This window comes from Segatella sp. (genome assembly GCF_977051555.1).
In genome coordinates this window covers 24,585-50,285 of the sequence record NZ_CDRSSE010000017.1, presented here as the reverse complement: position 1 = coordinate 50,285, position 25,701 = coordinate 24,585, and the positions used below count along the sequence as shown (strand labels likewise).

The following is a 25,701-nucleotide window of genomic DNA, read 5'->3' as shown; positions in this document are numbered from 1 at the left end:
GATTAATGCCACAGATTAAAATCTTTTTTGTATTTTTGCGGCATGGAAAGAAAGAACATTATAACCATAGGACTCGCTCTGCTTGTATTCGCCGGTTGCGGATACAGACTGCAGCGAGCCGGTATCCCAGAGACAGGTGGAGGCGAGGATTATCTTCCGGAGCATATCCACCTGATCAGTACTACGCCCGTCAAGGACCAGGACTACAGCGAACTCTGCTGGGCATACGGCATGCTTGCCACCATCGAAAGCGAGCACATCATGAAGGGGGATTCCGTGAATCTCTCCATCGCCTACATAGCCCGCATGATGCTGGAAGAACAGGCACTGGAATATTACTTTGCACAGGGAAAGAAGAACATCAGCCTGCGCGGTACTGCCCCGATGCTGATACATTATATAGATAAGTATGGTGCACAACCTTACGACAGCTATGAAGATCCGAAGCACGTGAACTACAAGGTGCTCTGCCGCAAGGTGCAAAAACTGTGCGATGGCGCCATCTCGCAGAAAGCGGGCATCAGCCAGCTCAAGGAGGAACTGAACGACCTGTTTGACGCAGAAATAGGCTACATGCCTGCCAAGGCCGTACACATGCTGGGTGCCGAATATACCCCTCAAGAGTTTGCCCACAGCGTATGCTATCCCGAGGAGTATGTATCGCTCACCAGTTTCTCGCATCATCCTTACAGAGAATACTTTGCGCTCGAGATTCCCGATAACCGGATGCACGATGCCTATCTGAACCTTCCACTCGACGAGCTGATGCTCCACATCAGGAAGGCGGTAGAAAAAGGACATCCGGTATGCTGGGAAGGTGACATCAGCGAACCTGGCTTCAAGGAACCAAGGAAGAACTGTGTAGACATACAGCCGATGGAACGCCCCGTGACCCAGGCATCGCGACAGAAGGAGTTTGAACAGCTTCGCACCACTGATGATCATGTGATGGAAATCATAGGTACCTTCATGAAAGGCAAGCAGAGATTCTACGTCTGCCGCAATTCATGGGGTAAGAACTGGGGCAACAAGGGACTCATCTACCTATCGGAAGACTATCTGCGCCTCAAGACCATCGCCGTATCCATGAGCGAAGAGGCATATCTGTACGACCGGTCAGTGCGATTAGTCGTACCTTACTCATCTCCCAAAGACAGCATAAACCTCCTCTCTATATATAATAAGGTATAAGCTTAACTATAATCAGGAATAAGCTCCCAAACAGGCTTCAGACATAAGAAATGTGTTAAAATGGTTGACATACATCAAATAGCTGTTAAATAGCACGTGTGTGCGCACACACATAGTTGATTTATATCAAAAAAGAGGCTTTTTTATGTGATTTTCTCTTAAAACATTTGGTGGGTTCGGAAAATCGTCGTACCTTTGCATCGTCAATAAGACAAAAAGGTTATTAGGTTTTTAGGTTAAGATTGTTAGTTGTTTTAGGTTATTAGTTAGTTTAAAGGTAAATTTAAGATTGTTTATTCAGAGAAACGGTATTAGTTAAGGTAAAGAAAAGATTGTTTATTCAAGGACGACAAAAAGTTTAGGTTATTAGGTTTTTAGGTTTAAGATTGTTAGTTGTTTTTTTATTAGGTTTTAGTTTAAAGGTAAATTTAAAGATTGTTTATTCAAGGACAACAGGATAATTCAACAGGTGAGTTGAAGGTAAAAAGATCAAATGTATGGGATAACCAAAGATGACGCCTGAGCAGAATTGCTGCTTCGGGCTCCGTAATGGAAAGGGTAACAAAAAGCCCTTGAGTTATGAGAAATTTGGGAATATCGTATTAGAAGAGCGCAATTTCGAAATCATTCGAAGTTGCGCTCTTTATTTTGTCCCCTAGGTAAAGGAGCTAGGACATATGTATTACTACATAAAAACTTTGTCAAAGACTATAGCCATAACCCTTAAAGTTCTTAACTCATTTACTCCTAGACTGGAGAAAGTTCAGTTTGAGAAAAAATAACCGCCAAATTATTTTGTTTTACCAACGAAAAGTCGTAATTTTGCAGAAGATATATAAAGATTGGAAATTATGGCAAGACATCCTCTTTGGAACGAAGAATACTGGCTCCTGCTGTTGCAGCTGTACCAGAAGAAGCCCATGGGCGTGAAACCTCTCTATTCGAAAGGGATGGTCGACTTGAGCCTGGAACTGCATATTCCACCTGAGTTTCTGCACGAACAGATGTTCAAACTCAGAATGGTGACTCCGAGAATCAAGCGACTATGGGAGAAGTATGCCGATAAGCCACAGAAACTGAAGCGCGATATACAGCGCATCAGGCAGATGAACGGCTGCGGAAACGCCATACAGTTCTTCGAGGGAGTGGAAGTGAAGGAAACATTCGAGAAAAACTGGGAACCACTGGAAAGTGAACCATCGCTCACCCCCGTGAAACTCATCATCATCCTCAATCTCTACTTCCAGCTCACACCAATCACCATGGTGCCGGAAACACCGGAAATCATCGACCTGGGAAAACTCATCAGGACATCGCCGAAAGTCATTGCCGAGGCGATGGGCGTATTCATGTACTGCGACCCCTATCTCAACCGCGAAGATGTGCTGATACACCCGCTGCTAGAAGCATGCAGCGACATCTGGCACCAATACGGAAACGGAAATCCAGACAAGCTTTACCAGCTTGCCAACGAACTAAAAGAATACTTTAAGTAATTATGGCTCAAAAACTCATACAGACACAGGCACAGAAGTTACAGCAACTTCAAAGACTTTCAGCCCAGCAAATGCTGCAGGTGAAACTGTTGGAAATGCCGCTCACGGAACTGGAAGACAGTATCAATGCAGAACTGGACGACAATCCCGCTCTGGAAAGCGAGAACCCAGACGATATGCTCAACGAGGATGTCGCCAATGATGATTTGCCCGCAGATGATGAGTACGACAACAGCAGCGATGAGGATGCCTACGAGGCTGAATCTGAAAAAGAAGAAAGAAAAGACGAACTGGACCAGGCACTGGAAAGCATCGGAAAAGACGACCAGATGCCTGACTACAATACAGACAGATACAACAACCAGGACAGCGCTGACTACGAAGAAATGGTTTACGGCGACACCACCTCTTTCTATGACAAGCTGAAGGAACAGATGGACATGCAGCCGCTCAGCGACAAGGAGAAGGAAGTAATGGAATATCTCATAGGTTCACTGGATGACGACGGACTGCTCCGCAAGGACCTGGACAGCATCTGCGATGAACTCGCTATCTATCACAACATCGATGTTACGGAAAAAGACATCGAGCACGTGCTCCACATCCTACAGACCTTCGACCCAGCCGGTGTAGGAGGAAGAAGTCTGCAGGAATGCCTCCTGCTGCAGGTTAAGCGACTGCCGAGAGGTGTGCTCCGCAAGACAATGGAAGAGGTGTTTACCGACTATTTTGACGAGTTTACCAAGAAACATTGGAACAAGATCAAGGCAGGACTGGAACTGAACGATACACAGGTAGAAACCCTGCAGGAAGAAATCAGGAAGCTGAACCCGAAACCGGGCGCATCGATGGGCGAAACAGAGGGAAGAAACATGCAGCAGATTACCCCCGACTTCATCATCGACACCAATGACGACGGAACGATTACATTCTCGCTGAACCGAGGCAACATTCCGCAACTGACGGTTTCGCCATCATTCACCGACATGATTGACACCTACAGGAAGCATAAGGACAAGATGAGCCGGAGCGACAAGGAAGCCCTGCTCTACGCCAAGGAAAAGGTGGACAAGGCACAGGGATTCATCGAAGCCATCAAGCAGAGAAGACATACCCTCATCGTCACCATGAAGGCTATTATCGACATACAGCGGCAGTTCTTCCTGGATGGAGACGAGGCTGACCTGAAACCGATGATTCTGAAGGATGTGGCAGACCGCACAGGACTGGACATAAGTACCATCTCAAGAGTGAGCAACGTGAAGTATGCCCAGACTAAATGGGGCACCTTCCCGCTGAAGTTCTTCTTCACAGACAGCTACACTACTGAAGACGGCGAAGAGATGTCTACCCGCAAAATCAAGATTGCCCTGCACGACATCATCGAGAAAGAAGACAAGAAAAAGCCGATCAGCGATGATGCACTCGCCAAACTGCTGAAGGAGAAGGGATTCCCTATCGCACGACGTACGGTGGCAAAATATAGGGAGCAACTGGGCATACCGGTGGCACGACTCAGAAAATAAGATAGTGGTATGAGTCAGGAAGAAACCGGGGCCCACCACAAAATATTTGAGAGATAAAAAGAATATATACGTTATTAGTGTTATGAAAGAGAAGAATATCATATTGACAGCACGCATCATGAGCATGATCTTCACGCCCTTCTATCTGCCGATGGTTGGACTGATTGCTCTGTTCATCTTCAGTTATATGTCGCTGTTACCGATAGGATATAAACTGGTGATGCTGGGCATGGTCTACCTCCTGACCGTCGTAGCTCCATCGCTACTTATCCACCTCTACCGCATGGTTCAAGGCTGGACCTCGCGTGAGCTGGGCAAGAAGGAGCGTCGTATTGTGCCTTACATCCTCTCTATCGTATGTTACTTCGGCTGTTTCTTCTGGATGGAATACCGCAATACACCCCGCGTCATCAGTATCATCGTAGTGGTAGCGCTGGCGATACAGATGATTTGCGCCTTCATCAATGTATGGTGGAAGATCAGCACCCATACGGCAGCCATCGGAGGTGTGGCAGGAGCTCTGGTGTCTTATTCTGTAGCCTTCAATTTCAATCCGCTGTGGTGGCTCTGCCTTGTGCTGATGATGGCAGGCGCAGTAGGAAGTGCCCGCATGATACTCCGACAACATACGCTGTCACAGGTAGTTGCAGGATTTCTGATAGGCACCGCCTGTGCTATATTGGTAATATAAAGTTTATAATAAAATATAAGAAGAAATGAAACCATTAGTAAGCATTATTATGGGCAGTACAAGCGATCTGCCTGTTATGGAAAAAGCATGTAAGTGGTTGAACGACAACCAGATTCCTTTCGAGGTTAATGCCCTCTCTGCTCACCGCACTCCAGATGCAGTAGAGTCATTCGCCAAGGGAGCCAAGGAGCGTGGCGTGAAGGTTATCATCGCCGCTGCCGGTATGGCTGCCGCCCTTCCTGGTGTTATCGCAGCATCTACTCCTCTGCCAGTAATCGGCGTGCCTATCAAAGGTATGCTCGATGGTCTTGATGCCATGCTCAGCATCATCCAGATGCCTCCTGGCATTCCTGTAGCTACTGTTGGTGTGAATGCGGCTCAGAACGCTGCCATCCTCGCTGCTGAAATGATTGCCCTTGCCGACGAGGAAGTGGCTCAGAAGGTAGAGGCTTGGAAGGCGGGGCTCGGTGCCAAGATCGAGAAGGCCAACAAGGACCTGGCTGAGGTGAAATACGACTTCAAGTGTAATTAATCTAATATGTGATATGCCCCATTCTTTTGGGGCATATCTTATCTTATATATTATGGTAGATTTATTCAATTATACCCGCCGTGCCTCTTCTGTGGCACATATCGGAGCCATCGATCTGGGTGGCGATAATCCTATCCGCATCCAGTCGATGACCACCACCAACACCAATGATACCGAGGCTTGCGTTCAACAGGCTGAGGAGATTATCAAGGCTGGTGGCGAGCTGGTGCGCTTCACCACTCAGGGTTCCCGCGAGGCAGAGAACATGAAAAACATCAATGCCGGCATCCGTGCCGACGGCTATCAGACTCCGCTCGTAGCCGATGTTCACTTCAATCCTAACGTTGCCGACGTGGCTGCTCTCTATTGTGAGAAAGTGCGCGTCAATCCTGGCAACTACGTGGATCCTGCCCGCAAGTTCATCAAGCAGGAATATACCGACGAGGAGTATGCCCATGAACTTCAGAAGATTGAGGATCGCTTCGTACCTTTCCTCAACATCTGCAAGGAGCATCATACTGCCATCCGCATCGGTGTGAATCATGGTTCACTCTCCGACCGCATCCGTAACCGCTACGGCGATACGCCAGAGGGCATCGTAGAGAGCTGTCTCGAGTTCCTGCGCATCTGCAAGAAGGAGAATTTCCACGATGTGGTTATCAGCATCAAGTCATCCAATACCGTTGTGATGGTTCGCTCCATGCGCCTCCTGGTAGAAGAAATGGAGAAGGAAGGCATGAACTACCCACTCCACCTCGGCGTAACCGAAGCCGGCGAAGGCGAAGATGGCAGAATCAAGAGTGCCGTAGGTATCGGTGCCCTCCTGGCTGATGGCATCGGCGATACCGTTCGTGTAAGCCTGAGCGAGGAACCGGCTGCAGAGATTCCTGTGGCACGCCATCTGGTAGATTACATCGGCAAAAAGAAGGAACATCTGATGATTCCTGCCGCAGCTTGTCCTTCATTCGACTGGCTGCGCCCTACCCGCCGCGAAACCGTGGCTGTAGGCAATATCGGCGGCAGCAACGTTCCGGTGGTTATCAGCAACCGAATCAACGGTGAGAGCACCGCTTGTGAGAACAAGGATGCTACTCCAGACTATATCTACATCGGCGGCAAGATGCCTAAGCAGTTTGTGGCTGGTCAGAGCTACATCGTAGATTACAACGTTTACGAGACGCTGAACAGCAAGCCAGAGACGACTGGTGCCAAACTCTACCCTATCTTCCCTACCATGGCGATGCCGCTCATCGCCAGCATCAAGGCAGACGTGAAGTTCCTCACCCTGCAGTTTGGTACACCTGCCGAGGAATATCTCGCCTGTCTGAAGGCTCATCCTGAGGTGGTGGTTATCTGCGTAAGCAATCATCAGAACCGCCTGGGCGACCAGCGTGCATTGGTTCACGAGATGATGAATGCCGGCTTGAAGAACCCTGTGGTTTTCGCCGAGATGTACCAGCACAGCAAGGAGGAGAAGAGCGACTTCCAGTTGGAGGCTGCTGCTGATATGGGAGCCCTGATGATTGATGGTCTGACCGATGGTATCTGGCTGATGAACAATGGAGACATCCCTGCCCAGACAATAGATGAAACCGCTTTCGGAATACTTCAGGCAGCCCGTCTGCGCACCAGCAAGACCGAGTATATCAGTTGTCCGGGATGCGGCAGAACCCTCTACGATCTTCGTGAAACCATCGCCAAGATCAAGGAGGCAACCAAGCATCTCAAGGGTCTGAAGATAGGTATCATGGGCTGTATCGTGAATGGTCCAGGCGAAATGGCGGATGCCGATTACGGCTACGTAGGTGCCGGTCCTAACCGAGTAAGCCTCTACCGCAAACAGGTTTGCGTAGAAAAGAATATTCCGCAGGAGGTGGCAGTAGAGCATCTACTCGCCCTCATCGACTCGGACAAGCAATAATTATTTAGGCACGGATTACACAGATTACACGACTCTTTATTAGAGATTATGATATGGTTTATTAGCAGTTGCGCCATAAATCCGTGTAATCCGCGTAATCCGTGCCTAATTTATACCCGCCCCTAATCACTCCCCATTCCTAATCCATAGTGCCTTCAAAAGTTCAGGAATGAATGTTATCTTTAAGTTAATCTCCACCTCTTTATATGGCTCTTTCACAAAAAAAATGTATCTTTGCAACTGTAATCATCAAAAACTGAAAAGATTATGGCAAATACTAAACTGCTCCTGGTAGAGGATGATGAAAACCTCGCCTATATGGAGAAAAGTTGCTTCGAAGATATCATCGGAGGATATGAGGTGAAAACCGCCGTAAACGGCAAGGAAGGACTGAAGGTGTGGCAAGACTTTCAGCCCGATGTTATCGTATCTGATATCGACATGCCCATCATGGACGGAATAGAAATGGTGAAGAAAATACGCGAGGTTGACGGAAAAACCATAATTCTGTTTACCACCGGACTCACCTCGCCGAAAGACCTGAAGGCAGGTTATGCCGCCGGGGCCAACAACTATGTGAAGAAGCCGTTTATTCCGGAAGAACTTGATGCTCATATACATAGCCTGCTCCAACTGAAAGCCGGAGCTCGCAGCGAAAATGCCAGCAACCAGATAAAACTGGGTAAATACATTCTGGATGCCGACCATGCCACTCTGAAAGATACGCTGGATGGTAAACAGAAAATGCTCACCGCACGAGAGGCAAAGATTCTGGAACTGCTGGCAGTAAACAAGAACGAGGTGGTGCGCCGCGAAGCTGTATTGAGCCGGTTCTGGGGAGTGGAAGACAAAGACTATTTTGCTTCCAGAAGTCTGGATGTATTCATCAAGAAAATCCGTACGGCGCTGGAAGACGAACCGGGCGTAGAACTGAAGACCATCAGAGGTGTGGGATTCAAGCTCATCGCAGAATAGGCGCTTCTTAAGCTTCAGAAAACCAGTAAAACGAATCTTCTCTATACGGAATGATAGAAAAGAAAACAGATTATTAAAGACAAACATTTATGTTAAAAGCGATACTATACTTCTTTCTCTTGATAGCTGAATTCTTTATCACTATCCTGATAAGCGGTTTCTGCTTTGGCCTGTATTATGCCTATCTAGGTGGCGACCACATACCAGGCAGCAGCAAGGGAGATATGTCCACAACAGAAGCGTTTCCTTTCATCATAGGTTTCTCTCTGCTAGCTACACTCATCATCTGGTTTACCTTTCATAAAGGCAAGTTTTCGAGTTTTACGCTAGGCAAGGTGAAATCAGAGAACAAATGGCAACTCATGCTATACGGTTCTATGCCGATGCTGGGCTTCACCCTCGCCTATTATGCCCTGATGAGCTACTTAGGCATTCATTTTATACCTAAAGAAATGAGCCAGTTCGGCTTTTTCCAGTTTCTCCCACTGATGCTGGTAGGCACGTTTATCTCAGCCTACGTTTTCTATGGTGCCATTCTGGAAGAACTTCTGAAAAGCGGAAAGAAGAAATGGGTCGTTCTGCTTGTATACTTGCTCATGATTATGCCAACTACGCTGACAGCAGGTTCGGGCGAGGAAATGACACTCTGGATATTTTTCGTCCTGGCAGCCCTCCCATGCACCTTATACGGTTTCTGGCTTTACTGCAAAACTCGAAGTTCCATCGTTATATTCGCAGTTTATCTCATATCCAATATGGTGCCGTTCAACCTGGGCAGCAACTGGGTTACCATCTTGCTGTGCATCCTGGGACTGGGCGTGATGGGCTATGGATTCTATCTTATTAAGAGTAAGATAGAACCATTGCTGATAGAAGAGGAAGAAAAAGAATACTAAAACACCCGATTATGAAGGCAAACAGAACCAAAATGCTCGGTACGATGGCGCTGGTAGCCGTACTGTGCATGCAACTTTTCTGGATATACAACTCATTCCAGATGAGCGTTCACCAGATGGGCTACGACGATCCCTGGAGTCTGGCAGCCGATGTAAGGGCGCATGCCTTTTTCTCGGCACTCTACCAGAGTCGCATCACCCTGTTCACTTCCCTACTCACCATGGTGGTCATTATTCTGAGCCTTATCGACCAAATCAACTATATCGATGAGCAGGAAAGGGTTCGCCTGCTGCGCGAAGATTTCTCCTATGCAATGGTTCACGACATGAAGTCACCGCTCACCTCCATCATCATGGGAACCAAATATCTGCACAGCGGCGTACTGGAGAAGAAGCCGGAAATGAAGGAGAAATACTTCTGTATCGTAGAAGACGAGGCACAGCATCTGCTGGCTCTCATCAACCGTCTGCTTACCATCTCGAAACTGGAGCATGGTAAACTGAGCATTCAGAAAGCTGAAATAGATCTGGAAGAGATGATAGAGGATGTGGTGGATAAATACAAGGCGAAATCGGCGAAACCAATTCATATCACTACACAATTCGGAGCTACTTCGGCATTGGCTGATGAGGAATATCTGAAGGAGGCTATCAGCAATATGGCAGATAATGCCACTAAATACTCGAAGGAAGAAATCAACATTCAGATTTCCACCTCCGAGGATGACAGAAATGTATACGTCAAGGTATATGATGAAGGTATCGGCATAGCCAGAAGTGAGATGAAAACAATCTTCAACCGCTTTGAGCGTGCTGCTGAGCACGAAAGAGACGCCCGGAAGACTCGTGGCGGCTTTGGTATCGGTCTGAACTACGTGCTGCAGGTAATCAATGCCCATGGCGGCAAAGTAAGCGTAAAGAGCGAAAAAGGCAAATGGTCGGAGTTCACCATCTCGCTACCGAAATAATCAGCTTACACAGCCATATTAATAACAAAGCTCCCGATGCATCATGCACCGAGAGCTTTGTTTTATCTTATTTCACGATTGAAGAAACCGGATTTCTCACACCCTTCATTCCTACGAGGAATGCCTTGGCAGCACCAAACTTGAGGAACATATCCAAACGGATAGGAATATGATTCTCATCATCGGTTACATAGAAATCTACTATTCTCTTATACTTACGATCCTCATACTCCATATAGGCAAGGCGCAGGCAACGGTACTTCACACCATTATCTGCCTTGATGGTAACCTTACCATCAAACTTTATCTGAGCTGGAGTGCGGTTCTTTCCATCAGCAATAGGGAATTTTACGGTATAACCCTTCTTCCAGTTAGCAGGATCGAAACTGCGGGCACGCAGGAAGATGTTCATCATGTCAAAAACACAATCATCGTAGGTGGCATTCTTCCATACATGCTTACCATCATGCTGCTGACGGTGCTGTTTGAGATGACACCTACCGCCAGAATAGCTGTAGAATACCTCATCTACCGTATAGCGCTTGCCCTCGTGAGCTCCCTTACGGAAATACATAGGCGCCAGATCGGTGCCGCTGTAGCAGAGCAGGGTATCGCGAAGCACAAAGATATCATCTACGCGCTTATTGCCTCTTGTAACAAGAGAACCGCGATAAGCAGGCTTACCATGACGGGTGGTTTGGACGATAGACATACTGGCATTACCAGCTTTTACCCAAACAAACTTCCAATTGTAATACAGATTGTAAGTAAGGAACTCACCCGACTTGAAGGCTGTATTACGGAAGGTACACTGGGCAGACACCGTAGTGCTGACCAGAAGTAGCAATAATGCAATCCCGAATGATTTGATCGTTTTCATAACTCTTTATAATTTAGGAATGTACTCGATGCCAAGTTTCTTGGCACGTTGCGCATTCTGGTTCTTAACTTTCTTTTCTTTATCAGGCTTCTGCTTGGTAATGGCACCAGGCTTCTGACGGGAAAGTTCACGGGCCGTAGGATCCCAACTCTCGGTTAAATCCCATTTAGCCTTGCATTCTATCACGTCTGGATAGTAATACACCTCTTCTGCCTGTTCAGCCTTATCATAGCAGCCTGTATCCCACTTGCCGTTGCCGTTGCGGTCTACTATCAGACGCATGTAATACTTCTCCGGCTTGAGATAATAGAATTCGGCTACTCCGTTCACTGCCTTCACTTCTTTCACCACCTGATCCTGCGCATTGAGTAGCTGAACGAGGAGCGGATGATTGTCGAAATCGTGCGTTACATTAATGAGCAGCGTGCCGTAAGTATCCAGGGAATTGACCTTGAAACCCTGTTTCACAGGTTTAGATACAAGTCCGTAGATGTCCTGGAACGCGGCAGAATCAACCTCCAGACTATATTCTATGTCCGGACGCCACTCGCCTCTCAGAATATACTTGCGGTTGCCAAGCGGCTTAAACTCCATCGGCGCCCTATACCATAGCGTATCATGCTTGGCATAGAGATGAATGCCTGCCGTATTGGCCTTGGCAAGCGGCGTATTGAAGGTGAAGATAACATTCTTGTCAGGATCGAGCTGAGAAGAGACACTCATCTGAACATCAAGCGGTTTTACAGCCATCACGCTATCATAAGGTTCACCCTTCTTCTTCAGTTTTTCCTGCTTCTTGGTCCATTTCTCCAGTTCCTTAGCCTGCGCCTTCATACGCTTTTCGTAAGGGTCCTTCGAAAGAATTTCGAGCGTATCAGTCTGGTTGCGGAGCACGCCCGTACTGTCTGTCATACGGTAAGTAAGCTCTATATTCAGCGTATCCTGGTTGACCAGCGCCGTATCCTTGAGCCAATAGGTAAGCGTATCGTTCTTCTCCGATTTTTCCAGAATAAAGGCATCTTTCTCATTAAAATTCAAGCCCTTGATCTGTGGCAGGATAGAATCGCCATAGCTGTAAAAGAGCGAGAAGCAGTTGGCCTTCTGACGCTCTGCCTTGAGGAAGAAGCGGTCGGAAACCAGTTCGGTAAAGGCACGGAGCACTACATTATCCGGTAGGAAATGAGTATAATTAACCTGATCTATCGACTTGATATGCAAGGAATCAATCCATGTAGTATCCTGTCGTACATCCGGCTTGCTTGACGGCACGATAATATCATGAGAGAAAGCTAGTTTTTCGCTCTTCTGGCTGAACATATAGTTGCCATCCATATCCTGCAGGGCATAGATGCGGTAAGAGCCAGGAGCCACACCCTTAATACCGAAGCGGCCACGGCTGTCGGTACGGCTTACACGCAGCATAGGCTTGGTCTTGAAGGCTGAATCGGCATGATCAGCGTAAAGACCTACCAAAATACCCTTGATAGGCTCCAGATTCTCTGATTCGAGCACATATCCCGACACCTCCATCGTATCGATGACCTCGCCGGTAGAGAAACTGTAGGTATAGTTTCCCATCGGATTGCCCTCGTTATTATCGCTGATGGCATCGGAAAAGTCGATGGTATAGGTAGTATTCGGCTTAAGCGAATCTACCAGAGAAATCTGAATATGCTTGCCCGAAGCCTTGATTTTAGGCACTTCGAGCTGCGGAGGCGAAACAACCACTTTCTCGGTAGGATTATCTACCTTGATATATTCGTCGAAATAGATATTCACCTTCTTCTGCTTCACATTTACGCCCTTATCGGCTGGCGAAGCTCCAATCACCTTAGGAGGAGTTTCGTCGAACCAACCACCATCCGGCTGTCCCATCTTGGCACAAGATGCCAACAGGAGGAAAGCCAAGACGTAGAAAGGCAGAAACAGTGAATTTGCCTTCAACTTGCTCTTTATGTCGTTCAATTGAATCATTCTTTATATCTTCTTAATATCGCAGCATCACTTCAACTTCAGACGGAAGAAGCATGCAGCTTGTTTTATTTGTTCATCATGAGCATCTCATCAATGTTCTTGCGGCTGTTGCTCAAGCGTGGAATCTTATGCTGTCCACCTAACTTGCCCTTGCTCTTCAGCCATTCATTGAAGAGTCCCGGCTTGGCCTTCACTATCTCCAAATGCTGGAGGGTAACGTCGTGAAAGCGCTTGGCCTCGTAATCGCTGTTGATTTCCTGCAGCTTCTGGTCTAACAGACTGGCAAATTCATCGAGGCTGGCTGGCACCTGAGAGAACTCTATGAGCCACTGGTGACGGCACTTGGCATTACTGTCCATATAAACCGGCGCAGCGGTATAATCAGAAACCTGAGCACCCGTCTTCTCGCAGGCATAAGCCAATCCCTTCTCGGCATTATCCATGATCAGTTCCTCACCAAATGCATTAATAAAGTACTTGGTACGGCCGGTAATGACAAACTTATAAGGATTCTTGCTGGTAAACTGAACCGTATCGCCGATGAGATAGCGCCACAAACCACAGGAAGTGGTGATGATCATAGCGTAGTTCTTGCCTACCTCAACACCCCAGAGAGGCACAACGGTAGGATTCTCGCTGCCGAATTCGTCCATAGGGATAAACTCGTAGAACACGTCGTAATCTATCATGAGCGACATAGCTGGGTCGTTAGGGTCATCCTGCAGTCCGAAGAATCCCTCGCTGGCATTATAAGTTTCCATATAATGCATGTTCGGCGAAGTGATGAGCTGTTCATACTGCTTGCGGTAAGGCGTAAAGGTAATACCGCCATGGAAGAATACCTCCAGATTAGGCCATACCTCTTCCAGATGCTTCTTGCCGGAAAGTTCCATGACACGCACCAGCACACTAAGCATCCAGCTAGGAACACCCGAGATATTGGTTACGTTCTTATTCATCGTTTCGCGGGCAATAAGGTCGCGTTTCACTTCGAAATCGCTCAGGAGAGCGGTTGACTTCTTAGGAACACGCACCAGATTGGCAAGCGGATTGATATTTTCGATGAGGATAGCGCTCAGGTCACCCACCAGACTATCCGACACATTATAGTTAGGCGAATGGCTTCCACCTAAGATAAGGCTCTTGCCATCAAAGAGTCTGCTCTTCGGATTATTGCGCAGATAATAGGCTACGGCATCAAAGCCTCCGGCATAATGAATGCCATGCAAGCCATCATGAGAAACCGGGATAAACTTACTCTTATCGTTGGTGGTGCCAGATGACTTGGCATACCATTTTACCAGTCCCGGCCATAGAATATCCTTTTCGCCATGACGCATACGGTCGATATCCCCCTTCAACTCCTCGTAGGTATTGACAGGAATATTCTGTGCAAATTTATCATAACTGTTGGTGGTATTTAATAAATGCTTGACACCATATTCAGTATTTTTTCCTTTATTTATAAGGTGCATAAGCACTTTATGCTGCAAATGCTCTGCATCATAGACATACTTCTCCAACTCCTTCTGCCGAGGTTTGAAGACGTTACTTACTATCGTTGTTAAACTCATATCTAGATATATATCATTTAAGTAGATGCAAAAGTAAATCAAACTTTTGATATAGAGAAAGTTTTTACTATTTTTTAATACAAAAGGGTAAGATAAAGTATACAAAAAGGAAATATACAACACAAAAGACTCCCATAAGTGGCGATATTTACCATCTTATGGGAGTCTTCTGCTAAATCGTATTTCCTATCCGGAAAGAGATACAGTTTACTCATCGTTACCGAAAGCAGCCGCTTCGGCAGCGGCAATAATCTCTTCTCTTGATAATTCCTTAGGCTGAGCCGTGATGTCGCTCAAATCGAACTCATCACTCTCCTTCTTTTCATCCTTCACCTCGACCTGCACTTCAGTTTCCTTGGCAGTTTCGGCAGATTTCTCTGTGAAAACCTCCTCTTTGAAAACATTGATGTGCTTCTCCTCTAACGGTGCATTTTGTGCATCAGCATCCTGCGAGATGATGAAATCGTCTTTCACTTCTGTGTTAGGCACGTTTTCAACAGGTTCCTCTTCCATCTTGGTGCGGTTAGCCTTAGCTGTGAACACAGCATCAATATACTGTGGTTCTTTGCGCAGTTTTTCCAAGCTAGTCTTAGAAGCCACCTGCTGGCTTTCCTTCTTGGAATAGCCCTTTCCTACTCCACCATCAACACCTTCGAGTACAACCTGATAGGTGAAAATCGGACTACCATTCTTGTCTTTTTGCTGGTCTAGCATAACGAAATCCAGCTTCACGCGGTTTTTCTGGCTCCATTCGATGAGTTTGCTCTTGAAGTTAACCTCCTTATAAGCCACCTTATCGATGTTTATCATTTGTGCCAGAATACGGTTCTGCATAAAATACATGCAGGCATCGTAACCACGGTCCAGATAAATGGCACCTACCAAAGCTTCGAACGCATTTCCTCCCATATAACTGTTATGAGAAGAACTGTGGCCATTAGAAAGAATCAGCTGGTTGATGCCCATTTCCTGTGCCAGTTTATTCAGCGTATCACGCTGCACTAGCTTGCTTCGGGTATTGGTCAGGAATCCCTCACGCTTGCCAGGGAAATGCTGGTACACGATATCTCCTACTACAGCATCGAGAACCGCATCGCCCAAGAACTCCAACCGCTCGTTGTTCACAGGTTTTCCCTTGGAATTGCGGTGCATGATACTCTTGTGCAACAGCGCCATCTTGTAGTAGCTGATTTCGTGAGGATAAAAACCGAGGATTTCGTATAAAGACAAATAAAGCTCTTTATCCTTGCGGAAAGAGAGCTTTATCCTATCTATAAAATTATTCAGCATACTTCTTGAATACTACACAGCAGTTATGACCGCCGAATCCAAATGTATTGCTCAATGCTGCACGAACCTCACGCTTCTCAGCTTTGTTGAAGGTAAAGTTCAAGTTGTAATCGAGCTCTGGGTCGTTGTCACCCTCTTCGTGGTTGATAGTAGGAGGAACTATATCGTTCTTCACACTAAGAACACAAGCCATAGCCTCTACTGCACCAGCAGCACCGAGGAGGTGACCAGTCATAGACTTGGTAGAACTGATGTTAAGCTTATAAGCAGCATCACCGAAGACAGCCTTGATAGCCTTAGCCTCAGAAATATCACCTACGTGGGTAGATGTACCATGAACATTGATATAGTCAATATCCTCTGGCTTCAGATTGGCATCAGCAAGTGCGCGCTCCATAACGAGCTTAGCACCGAGACCTTCTGGATGAGATGCTGTGATGTGATAAGCGTCGGCACTCTCGCCTTCACCTACCATCTCAGCATAAATCTTCGCACCACGAGCCTTAGCGTGCTCAAGTTCCTCGAGAATCAAGCAACCTGCACCCTCGCCCATGATAAATCCATCACGGCTTGCGCTGAATGGACGTGAAGCATGCTCTGGGTCATCATTACGTGTTGACAATGCATGCATAGCATTGAAACCACCTACGCCACAAGCGCAGATAGCAGCCTCGGCACCACCGCTAACGATGATGTTTGCCTTACCCAAACGAATCAGGTTGAAGGCATCAGCCAATGCATTGCTTGAAGAAGCACATGCAGATGTAGTAGTGTAGTTTGGTCCGTGGAATCCAAAGTGGATGGAAATCTGACCAGAAGCGATATCTGCAATCATCTTAGGGATGAAGAATGGGTTAAACTTAGGACCATTCTCCTCGTGAGTACCATAGTACTTCACCTCATCCTCGAAAGTCTTGATACCACCGATACCTACACCGAATACAACGCCAACGTTGTTCAAGTCTTCCTTCTCAAGATCGATATTAGCATCCTTTACACCCTGCATGGCAGCAATCATAGCCAACTGGGTATAACGGTCAAGCTTGCGAGCTTCCTTACGATCAATCCAATCATTGATGTTCAGGCCTTTAACCTCGCAAGCGAACTTGGTCTTGAAAAGGGTTGTATCGAAATGAGTAATAGGCGCAGCACCGCTCTTACCAGCAAGGAGGCTCTCCCAAGTTTCCTCAGGAGTATTACCAACTGGAGTCACAGCACCGAGACCTGTTACAACAACTCTCTTTAATTCCATTTAGTATAATTTAGCTGCTAAATTACTTAGCGTTCTCCTCAATGTAAGAGATAGCGTCACCTACAGTAGCAATCTTCTCAGCCTTATCGTCTGGGATAGAGATAGAGAACTCCTTCTCGAACTCCATGATCAACTCTACAGTATCCAAAGAATCTGCACCAAGATCATTTGTGAAGCTTGCCTCTGGCTTAACTTCAGCCTCATCAACACCGAGTTTATCAACGATAATTGCCTTTACTTTGCTTTCAATTTCTGACATAATTGTAACTTTTAAAATGTTTATAAATAATTTCTAATTAAAAATCTGGGTGCAAAGGAACACTTTTTTTTTGAGATAAACAAATATTTTGGCGAAAAAAGTGCATTTTGGTGCACAAACACCCCCTAATTGTGCATATTTTTAGCAATTTTTCCGTTTTTTGTTGGTCGTTTCAGATTATTTTGTTACTTTTGTGCGGTATTAATTAAACATTTAAATCCATTATGACATTTACAGAAAAAGCCAATAAGATATTTAATCAGGCGATAGCCGATTATCATATCAAAGATAACATTGATACACCAATCAATAATCCATACCAGGAAGGTAGTATTGAGAACCGCCTTTATCTGAAGTGCTGGATTGACACCGTACAGTGGCATTTTGAGGATATCATCCGTGATCCTCAAATAGACCCAGCTGAAGCACTCGTACTGAAGCGCAGAATCGACAAGAGCAACCAGGACAGAACCGACCTCGTTGAACAAATCGATACTTACTTCCGCGAAACATACAAAGACGTGAAGGTTCTGGATGATGCACGCATCAACACAGAGAGTCCTGCATGGGCAGTTGACCGCCTGAGCATTCTCGCCCTCAAGATTTACCACATGAAGGAGCAGGTGGAACGTCCGGAAGCTTCGGCTGAGCACAAAGCAAAATGCCAAGCCAAACTTGATGTTCTCCTGGAACAGCAGATAGACCTTTCTACAGCCATCGACCAACTCTTGGAAGATATCGAGGCTGGACGCAAATACATGAAGGTTTACCGCCAGATGAAGATGTACAACGATCCTTCAACCAATCCTGTACTCTACAAGAAATAAAAAAACAGAATAGGAGAGCGCATATACCTTATTATATAATAAGAGGTATGGCTCTCTTTTTTCACCTTATATTATATATAGAAGAAAAAAACGATGAAAACTGAGCATATCCTGGTAATTAGATTTTCAGCCATGGGCGATGTAGCCATGACCGTACCTGTAATTCAATCTTTGGCCAAACAATACCCGAAAGTAAGAATTACTGTGCTCAGTCGTCCCTTTGCCCGTCCTTTCTTTGAAGACTTGGCTCCTAACGTTGGCTTTATGGAAGCTGATATCAAGGAGGAATACAAAGGGGTGAAAGGACTCAACGCACTCTATCGCCGATTGATAGCCAAACAGTTTACAGCAATTGCCGATTTACATAGCGTGCTGCGTTCCGATTATCTGCGTATGCGCTTCAACCTGGATAACTTCAAGGTTGCTCATATCGACAAACATCGCAAGGGAAAACGCAAACTGGTAGCTTCCAGTGGTAAAAAACTGGTACAGCAACCTACATCGTTCCAAAACTATGCCGATGTTTTTGCACAACTTGGATATCCTATCCACATGGATTTCACATCTATCTATGGGGATGGAAAACAAGGAGATTTAAGTATCTTACCACAGGAGGTATTCGGATTAGGAGAGAATGCTATCTCACTAGAAGACAAGCACATAACAGAGCCGTGGATTGGTATTGCTCCCTTCGCTGCACACGAGGGAAAAATATATCCGATACAACTGATGGAAAAAGTTATCCAGCGACTTATCCACAATCATCCACACGCTCATATCTTCCTTTTCGGTGGAGGCAAAGACGAAACACCAGTGATGAACGACTGGGCTGACAAGTATCCACATCTCATTAACGCTTCTTCTCATCTTAACGGATTGAAACAGGAACTCATCCTGATTAGTCATCTGCACGTTATGGTGAGCATGGATAGTGCCAATATGCACTTGGCATCGCTTGTTAACACTCCTGTAGTAAGCATCTGGGGAGCTACCCATCCATACGCAGGTTTCATGGGCTGGCATCAGGATCCTGCCAATGCCGTACAGCTTGACTTACCTTGCCGCCCTTGCAGTATCTATGGTAACAAGCCTTGCGCTAGGGGAGACTTCGCATGTATGAAGAATATCTCTCCTGAACTGGTAACAGAAAAAATTGATTCTGTTTTGAACAATAGATAGGGAATCAGAACTTCTATATATAATAATATATCAGAAACCTATATATAAATAGGTATTGAATAGAAAGAAACAGATGAAAATCCTATAACCAAAACCAAACATATAAATAACTCAGACCAGAGAGCAGAATATCCTGATGGATTTCTGCTCTTTTTTGTTTTCCACAAAAGCGTGGATAAGTGTACGGAAAACCCCAATAATAACTTTTTAATAAGTTTGTAAATATCCACACATACCTATCTCAAACCAACGAAAAGAGGATATCCACATAGATATTATTAAGTTTTTAGAAACTTTTTCGCAGTTTTTGACCGAAAAAAGATATAAACTTATTAACTTTGCACCGAATTGGGGAAATGTTGATAAACCGGTTAATGCATTAAGAGACAAGAAAAAGATTTCAAAGGTCTCTGCGGATAAACTGGAATAAGGCTTGGATAACGAAATACGCAAGTTTTTATGCAGAATGTTATTCACTTATCCACTGCATATCATCATCTCTATATTCTCTTTTTAAAAAATAAAAAATAAGAAATATAATATGAATGTTATGGTGAAAAAAGAATGGATTGAAAAAGGATACGTTGACGAACCCGTTGACGAAGCCTTGGACTTGAAAGCTGAAATCAGAAAGCTTTGCAAGGAGAAAGATGCTATTATCCTCGCCCACTACTATACAGTAGGTGAGATTCAGGACATCGCCGACTTTGTTGGCGACTCTCTGGCTTTGGCTCGTAAAGCAGCTGAAACCGATGCCCAGGTAATGGTTATGTGTGGCGTGCACTTCATGGCTGAGACATGCAAACTCTTGAGTCCTGACAAAACCGTGATCTGTCCTGACTTGAATGCAGGTTGCTCGCTTGCAGACAGCTGCAAGGCTGAAGATTTGAAAAAGTACAAGGAAGAGCACCCGGGATATAAGGTAGTGAGCTATGTTAACACCACGGCTGCTGTGAAGGCGCTGACTGATTGTGTAGTGACAAGCGGTAATGCCAAGAAGGTGATTGACAGTTTCCCACAGGACGAAAAAATCATCTTTGGTCCAGACTATAATCTCGGTAACTATATAAACAGCGTTACTGGCCGCAATATGTTGCTTTGGAATGGTGGCTGCCATGTACATGAGAAATTCTCAGTAGAGGCTATCGTTAAACTGAAGCAGGAGCATCCTGATGCTGTTGTAATGGCTCACCTGGAGTGTAAGGCACCTGTACTTGCTGTTGCTGATGTAAAGGGCTCAACAGCCACCATGTTGCATTATGCCCAGGAACATCCGGAAATCAAGGAGTATATCATCGCTACAGAGGCTGGTATCCTGCATGAGTTGGAGCGCAATTGTCCTGACGTTATCTTCTATCCTGTACCTCCTGAGGTAAGTGAGGGTGGAGTAGGCTGCAGCTGCAACGAGTGTGAGTATATGAAGATGAATACGCTCAAGAAGATATACAATGCATTGAAATTTGGTTGGCCAACAGTTGAAGTGGCTCCTGAAATAGCGAAAAAAGCGGTCAAACCAATAGAAAAGATGTTATCACTATCGTAGAATGATGTGGTGAAAATTATAAGATTAGTGGTAAAATTTGTTTTTATGGGTGAAAAAATCATATTTTGCTACCATAAAATGTATAATTTACGACTTTATAGACAAAAATCGTCGTATCTTTGCATCAGTTAAAACAAACGGACGTTGTGAAACGTCATTTCATCATCTTTTACTTATACAAATAATATTAGAAAATTTAATCTAATTATAAAGATAGAGCGTTCAAGTGATTTGAATGCTCTATTTTTATTTATATAGGATTTTCTCTTATTCCTCTGTATGCTTATTCGGATGGGAGAAATCTTTATGCCTTCATTCATTTATTTCTTGATAAGAAAGAGAAGTGCAATTCGTCCTACGTATGTACCTATCATCTTTCTGAACATCATATATTTCTTGGTATATTCTTTGTTCGGAAGAGGATATAATCCGTGTTTTCTTAATTTCCTGATGGCATGATTCAAGGATATCAAGGAATGTTTCAAACGGATATTGTTAACCAGATAATCCATCGAAAGCTGGGCAATACGGCGATTGAGTGCCTGGCGCTCTGCTACAGGAACCGTATCAAGCAACTTCTGAAGATGTAGAATCACCTCCAGTTTATTGTCCATGTGGATATCTATCTTATCCTTATTTTCTAATTCGCCAGGCGCGTATTTATCCACTCTATTATAATAAGGTGAGGTCTGAGTCTTGAATATTCGTTCTGCCCGTAAGAAGAGTTGTGGTGTAAATTCCTCGTCCTCACCAAAACTGATGTTTGGTGAGAACAGCAGGCTACCCACAATGGCGCGGCGGAATATATAGGAACAGGCTGAGCCTAAAAGGGTATTGTTGTTGAGGTATTCTGTACCGCTGATTGGGGTAGGGAGTTCGTAAGATGGTTCTCCTGTATCATCCTTGCTGAAACAGAAGGTAACGATATCTGGATTATGGAATCTCACGATGTCAAGGCAATGTTCATAGGTTGGCTGAAGAAGATAATCATCTCCTTCTATAAACTGGATGTATTTTCCTTTGGCTAAGTACATGCCATAGTTGCGTGCCATACTGCTGCCTAAGCCGGGTAATCTTAAATAGAGCAGGTTATCCAGCAATTCTTTTATCTGGCTGGCAACTAATTCATCGCTACCATCGTCAACGAGAATTATTTCCCTCTCTTTGGCATTGAGCGAAAGCTGAAGGATACTATTGATGCATTCTACAAGATACTCCTTCTGATGATTGCTTGTAGTAATGATGAAACTCACCAATGGTGAAGATAGCTCTGATATTAATTCTTTCTGCATAAGTTATTCTTTTTTATGACTGCAAAGATAATAAAAAGATTTAATTTACGTATTAATAATAGTACAAAAAACATAAAAATGGAAATAGTTTGTTCTACTGATAGTAAATATATCATGCCAACCGGTATCATGTTGACCTCTTTGTTTGAGAGCAACAGAGGAGAAGTTGTCAATGTACATCTCCTGCATGATTATGATTCTGCTGAGTTATTGGATCCTATCAGAATTATAGCTGCCCGTTATCAGCAAACGATTCATTTCTATCTAATTAATGATGATATCTTCAAACATTTTCCAATTGGTTTGGATTTTCAAGTAGATCATGTAGGAACTTCGTTTGCTACTTATTACCGTTTGTATCTCACGGAAATTCTGCCTTCTGATATAGATAAGGTAATCTATCTAGATGGTGATATTCTGGTTGTGGATAAACTTATAGAATTGTGGAATACTTCTGTCGAAAACTATGCAATTGCCGCTGTTCCAGATAGTTATAATAATAAGATAGAACACTATAATCGCTTGCGTTATTCTCAACCGCTGGGTTATTTCAATGCAGGTGTGTTAGTTGTCAATCTGAAATATTGGCGTGCAAAGCAGGTCCTTCTCAAATTCTTTGATTATGTGAAATCTAATGCGGAAAGGTTGAGATGTCATGATCAGGATGTACTGAACTATCTGTTCAAGGATTCTAAGTTAATATTACCTATCAAATATAATGTTCTGAATGAGTATTGGTTCGATTTGCGTTATTCTCTTATCTCCTGGGAATTTGATGGACAGATATTGGAAGCTCAGGCTCATCCGACCATCATTCATTTTACAGGTATTCCTAAACCATGGTATAAGAACTGCAAGCACCCATGGAAAAAGGAGTTTGATAAGTTTAAAGCAATGAGTCCTTGGTGCGATGTAAAAGAAAAGCGCTGGATGCCATTGAAGTTCTGCCTGGAGAAAATAGCTATAAAACTGGTGGTAAGCATGGGACTGCGCAAATCTGATTATATTGTAGAAAATAGGTATATTGAATTGTCTTAAGATTTCTGATATTCAAGTATCTTATAAATAATTATCATATAAAGTTATGAAGATTCTGTTGGTAGGTGAGTCTAGTTTGCTACATAATACTCTCAAGAAGGGATTAGTAGAACTTGGACATCAGGTAACGCTGATGTCTGATGGCAATGATTGGCACAACTCTCCTCGTGACATCGACTTGCGCCGTAATATGGAGCGTTATGGAAGATGGAGCGGGCTTATGGTATTGTGGAAAATTGTCTGCAATCTTCATAAGATATGTGAAAATGACATTGTTCAGGTGCATAACTATCAGTTTGTGCCTTTGATGGGATGGTGGAACATGCTGATATTCTGGTTTCTCAAGCTTACCAATAAACGGATTATTAAAGGCTGTTTTGCCGATGATCCGTTTCTGTTCAGACAACAGGCCAAGGGTATTCCAGCCTATTCTGATACTTATTGGAATGGTAAATTACAGAATATCGAGGAGAATAAAGAGCGTATGGCTTTTCATTTCATGCCACAGTTTGATAAGTGCTGGCATACTGTATCTTATCATTCTGATGCTTTAATAGCCTGTCTTTATGAGTATTATCTCTGTTACGATGTTCCTGGTTTCCATAAGAAACTTTACTATATTCCTCTTCCGATGATAATTCCTGTAGTGGATAAAAAACGTCAGAAAGGGAATGGTGAGGTTATCAAAGTGCTTGTAGGTTTACAACCCAAGCGCGAGTATCTGAAAGGTGCTTTAAAGATAGCTCATTTTGTTGAAATCTTGGCAAAGAGATATCCTGGTAAAATAGAACTCAAATATGTGGAAGGAGTAGCCTATAATGAATATTGCCAGATGCTGGATGAAGCTGATGTTCTGATAGATCAGTTTTACAGTTATACTCCATCCATGAATTCGTTGGCAGCCATGGCACGTGGTACTGTGGTTATCGGTGGAGGAGAGGAAGAATATTATGAGTTCATTGGCGAAACAGAATTACGTCCTATTATCAATGTGAGTCCTGAGTATTCAGAATCTCAGAATGTGGCAATCATCGAGCAGGCTTTCTTTACTTTTGGACATTTATCATATCTCTCGCGTCAAAGCATAGTATTCGTTATGAAATACCATGATTATCGGAAGGTGGCAAAAGAGTATGAACAATTATTTATTTCACTCAGGTAGAAACATAAGTGTTATATAATTGTTCTATAAGTTTTACCCATTTAGGAAATATCTGTTCACGATAGTATTGTTTTCCTACTTTTATAGCATGGATTCCAAATTTTTGTCTCAGGTTTTCTGAACTTATCATTTGTATGATTGCTTCAGAAAACTTATTTTTATCCCCTTGTGGTATTAAAAAACCATTATATCCATTGGTTATAATATCTTTTGCACCATATTTAAAGTCAAATGCTACAGTTGGTATTCCGCAGGCTTGCCCTTCGATAAGAGTTATGGGTTGACCTTCATATCTTGATGGTATAACTTGAATACTATAATTAGGATAGATATCCCATATATTATCGGTTCTACCACAAAGTATAATTTGTTCTTTTAGATTGAGAAAATTGATTTGTTGTTGTAATTGTTCATAGCAACTACCTTCTCCATAGATATGGAGTTGCCAGTTTGGATATTTTTTTGCAACTTTTTTCCAGCATTCTATAAGAACATCAAATCCTTTAGCATATTCTAGTCTACCAACAGCTATTACTCTTTTGGTGTCATAGTTTTCCACTAGTTTATGGGGTGTGTTGATAAAATTGGGTATAATACTTATTTTTTTTGTATGTTTATATTCTTTAGCGTCACCTTTAGTTAAGCAAACTACTTGATCGGCCGCTTTTTCCATAAGAAAAAATAATTTATGATAAGGAGTAAATGAACGAGCAGAATGCGACTCGTATACTTTTTTTGCTTTTGTTTTGATTAAGGGTAATAAGATAGCTCCCAAACTCATAGTATAGAATATGAGTTTAGGTTGGATACGATTGATAATAGTTTGAAATTTAAAGATAATTTTTCCTATTGTTATTATTCTAAAAAGAGTTTTTAATAGAATAGAACTATTTTTGGGAGTGAACGGAATTTCAAGAGAGATGAAATCCACGCTTTCTTCTAGATGGTAGCTTATAGGACGCTCATCATGATATATGGAAACAATAGTAACATGATGCTGAAATCTTGAGGCTAAATAATTAGCCTTTTCAGCAATAATTCGTTCTGCTCCACCTTTTATTGAAAAATCTTCTATAACATATACTATTTCCATTTTATAGAATAATAATGAGATTTATTTATTCACAAAAATACGATATTTCAATTTATCTACCAAAAATACTTGTTATATTTAATAATTCTTATCATATACTCCTTGCTATTAGCAATAAAACAGGATTATTTTCGTTTAAATA

General features: G+C 43.8%; 22 protein-coding genes. 14 read left to right on the top strand and 8 right to left on the bottom strand.

Annotation, left to right across the window (positions count from 1 at the left end; all coding sequences use genetic code 11):
- Positions 1-42 precede the first annotated feature (42 nt).
- From ACWJAO_RS06090 to ACWJAO_RS06050, 9 genes are all read left to right on the top strand, one after another.
- Positions 43-1,191, top strand: coding sequence for a C1 family peptidase (locus tag ACWJAO_RS06090; RefSeq protein WP_449139612.1), 1,149 nt, complete (start codon positions 43-45; stop codon positions 1,189-1,191).
- An 851-nt stretch (positions 1,192-2,042) separates the two neighbouring features.
- On the top strand, positions 2,043-2,687 hold the full coding sequence (locus ACWJAO_RS06085; RefSeq protein ID WP_144152474.1) for a hypothetical protein: 645 nt from the start codon (positions 2,043-2,045) through the stop codon (positions 2,685-2,687).
- Positions 2,688-2,689: 2 nt separating this feature from the next.
- Entirely contained in the window at positions 2,690-4,213 is a 1,524-nt protein-coding gene (rpoN, locus tag ACWJAO_RS06080; RefSeq protein WP_449139611.1) for an RNA polymerase factor sigma-54, read from the top strand.
- 82 nt (positions 4,214-4,295) lie between these two features.
- On the top strand, positions 4,296-4,904 hold the full coding sequence (locus ACWJAO_RS06075; RefSeq protein ID WP_006848251.1) for a phosphatase PAP2 family protein: 609 nt from the start codon (positions 4,296-4,298) through the stop codon (positions 4,902-4,904).
- Between the two features lie 25 nt (positions 4,905-4,929).
- Positions 4,930-5,436, top strand: a complete 507-nt coding sequence (purE, locus tag ACWJAO_RS06070) for a 5-(carboxyamino)imidazole ribonucleotide mutase (RefSeq protein ID WP_006848250.1) — start codon at positions 4,930-4,932, stop codon at positions 5,434-5,436.
- 52 nt (positions 5,437-5,488) lie between these two features.
- A complete protein-coding gene (locus ACWJAO_RS06065) occupies positions 5,489-7,357 on the top strand; it encodes a 4-hydroxy-3-methylbut-2-en-1-yl diphosphate synthase (RefSeq protein WP_449139610.1) in 1,869 nt (622 codons plus the stop codon).
- Positions 7,358-7,624: 267 nt separating this feature from the next.
- Complete coding sequence (locus ACWJAO_RS06060) at positions 7,625-8,332, top strand: response regulator transcription factor (RefSeq protein ID WP_449139609.1); 708 nt, start codon at positions 7,625-7,627, stop codon at positions 8,330-8,332.
- 89 nt (positions 8,333-8,421) lie between these two features.
- Entirely contained in the window at positions 8,422-9,228 is an 807-nt protein-coding gene (locus ACWJAO_RS06055; protein WP_449139608.1) for a hypothetical protein, read from the top strand.
- 11 nt (positions 9,229-9,239) lie between these two features.
- Positions 9,240-10,196, top strand: a complete 957-nt coding sequence (locus ACWJAO_RS06050; RefSeq protein WP_449139607.1) for a sensor histidine kinase — start codon at positions 9,240-9,242, stop codon at positions 10,194-10,196.
- A 67-nt stretch (positions 10,197-10,263) separates the two neighbouring features.
- Here the strand turns inward: ACWJAO_RS06050 and ACWJAO_RS06045 are convergent, their stop codons facing one another.
- The 6 genes from ACWJAO_RS06045 to ACWJAO_RS06020 all read right to left on the bottom strand — a co-directional run bounded on the left by ACWJAO_RS06045 (position 10,264) and on the right by ACWJAO_RS06020 (position 17,425).
- Entirely contained in the window at positions 10,264-11,076 is an 813-nt protein-coding gene (locus ACWJAO_RS06045) for a DUF3108 domain-containing protein (RefSeq protein WP_117586077.1), read from the bottom strand.
- A gap of 6 nt (positions 11,077-11,082) precedes the next feature.
- Positions 11,083-13,050 carry an Ig-like domain-containing domain gene (locus ACWJAO_RS06040; RefSeq protein ID WP_449139606.1) on the bottom strand — a complete coding sequence of 656 codons (1,968 nt, stop codon included), beginning with the start codon at positions 13,048-13,050 and terminating at the stop codon, positions 11,083-11,085.
- Positions 13,051-13,115: 65 nt separating this feature from the next.
- Positions 13,116-14,624, bottom strand: a complete 1,509-nt coding sequence (locus tag ACWJAO_RS06035; protein ID WP_449139605.1) for a GH3 auxin-responsive promoter family protein — start codon at positions 14,622-14,624, stop codon at positions 13,116-13,118.
- A gap of 207 nt (positions 14,625-14,831) precedes the next feature.
- The gene (gene rnc / locus ACWJAO_RS06030) at positions 14,832-15,914 is read right to left on the bottom strand and encodes a ribonuclease III (RefSeq protein ID WP_449139604.1); all 1,083 of its coding nucleotides are present in this window, start codon (positions 15,912-15,914) and stop codon (positions 14,832-14,834) included.
- Positions 15,904-17,166: a beta-ketoacyl-ACP synthase II gene (gene fabF, locus ACWJAO_RS06025; protein WP_449139603.1), complete on the bottom strand. Its 1,263-nt coding sequence runs from the start codon at positions 17,164-17,166 to the stop codon at positions 15,904-15,906. The genes rnc and fabF overlap by 11 nt, the downstream gene beginning before the upstream one ends.
- Positions 17,167-17,188: 22 nt before the next feature.
- Complete coding sequence (locus ACWJAO_RS06020; RefSeq protein ID WP_006848240.1) at positions 17,189-17,425, bottom strand: acyl carrier protein; 237 nt, start codon at positions 17,423-17,425, stop codon at positions 17,189-17,191.
- A gap of 224 nt (positions 17,426-17,649) precedes the next feature.
- On the opposite strand from ACWJAO_RS06020, the gene ACWJAO_RS06015 reads away from it, so the two are divergent.
- The 3 genes from ACWJAO_RS06015 (at position 17,650) to nadA (ending at position 20,974) form a co-directional block, all read left to right on the top strand.
- On the top strand, positions 17,650-18,252 hold the full coding sequence (locus ACWJAO_RS06015) for a DUF4254 domain-containing protein (protein ID WP_449139602.1): 603 nt from the start codon (positions 17,650-17,652) through the stop codon (positions 18,250-18,252).
- A 93-nt stretch (positions 18,253-18,345) separates the two neighbouring features.
- A complete protein-coding gene (locus ACWJAO_RS06010; protein WP_449139601.1) occupies positions 18,346-19,431 on the top strand; it encodes a glycosyltransferase family 9 protein in 1,086 nt (361 codons plus the stop codon).
- Between the two features lie 550 nt (positions 19,432-19,981).
- A complete protein-coding gene (gene nadA, locus ACWJAO_RS06005) occupies positions 19,982-20,974 on the top strand; it encodes a quinolinate synthase NadA (RefSeq protein ID WP_449139600.1) in 993 nt (330 codons plus the stop codon).
- 320 nt (positions 20,975-21,294) lie between these two features.
- Here the strand turns inward: nadA and ACWJAO_RS06000 are convergent, their stop codons facing one another.
- Positions 21,295-22,266: a glycosyltransferase family 2 protein gene (locus tag ACWJAO_RS06000; protein ID WP_449139599.1), complete on the bottom strand. Its 972-nt coding sequence runs from the start codon at positions 22,264-22,266 to the stop codon at positions 21,295-21,297.
- 78 nt (positions 22,267-22,344) lie between these two features.
- Between ACWJAO_RS06000 and ACWJAO_RS05995 the strand changes: the two genes are divergently transcribed.
- Together ACWJAO_RS05995 and ACWJAO_RS05990 are read left to right on the top strand one after the other, a co-directional pair.
- Positions 22,345-23,304 carry a glycosyltransferase family 8 protein gene (locus tag ACWJAO_RS05995; RefSeq protein WP_449139598.1) on the top strand — a complete coding sequence of 320 codons (960 nt, stop codon included), beginning with the start codon at positions 22,345-22,347 and terminating at the stop codon, positions 23,302-23,304.
- 46 nt (positions 23,305-23,350) lie between these two features.
- Entirely contained in the window at positions 23,351-24,466 is a 1,116-nt protein-coding gene (locus ACWJAO_RS05990) for a hypothetical protein (protein WP_449139597.1), read from the top strand.
- On the opposite strand, the gene ACWJAO_RS05985 is transcribed toward ACWJAO_RS05990, so the two are convergent.
- On the bottom strand, positions 24,459-25,559 hold the full coding sequence (locus ACWJAO_RS05985; RefSeq protein ID WP_287850766.1) for a glycosyltransferase family 4 protein: 1,101 nt from the start codon (positions 25,557-25,559) through the stop codon (positions 24,459-24,461). The two genes, ACWJAO_RS05990 and ACWJAO_RS05985, sit on opposite strands and share 8 nt — an antisense overlap.
- Positions 25,560-25,701: the final 142 nt, after the last annotated feature.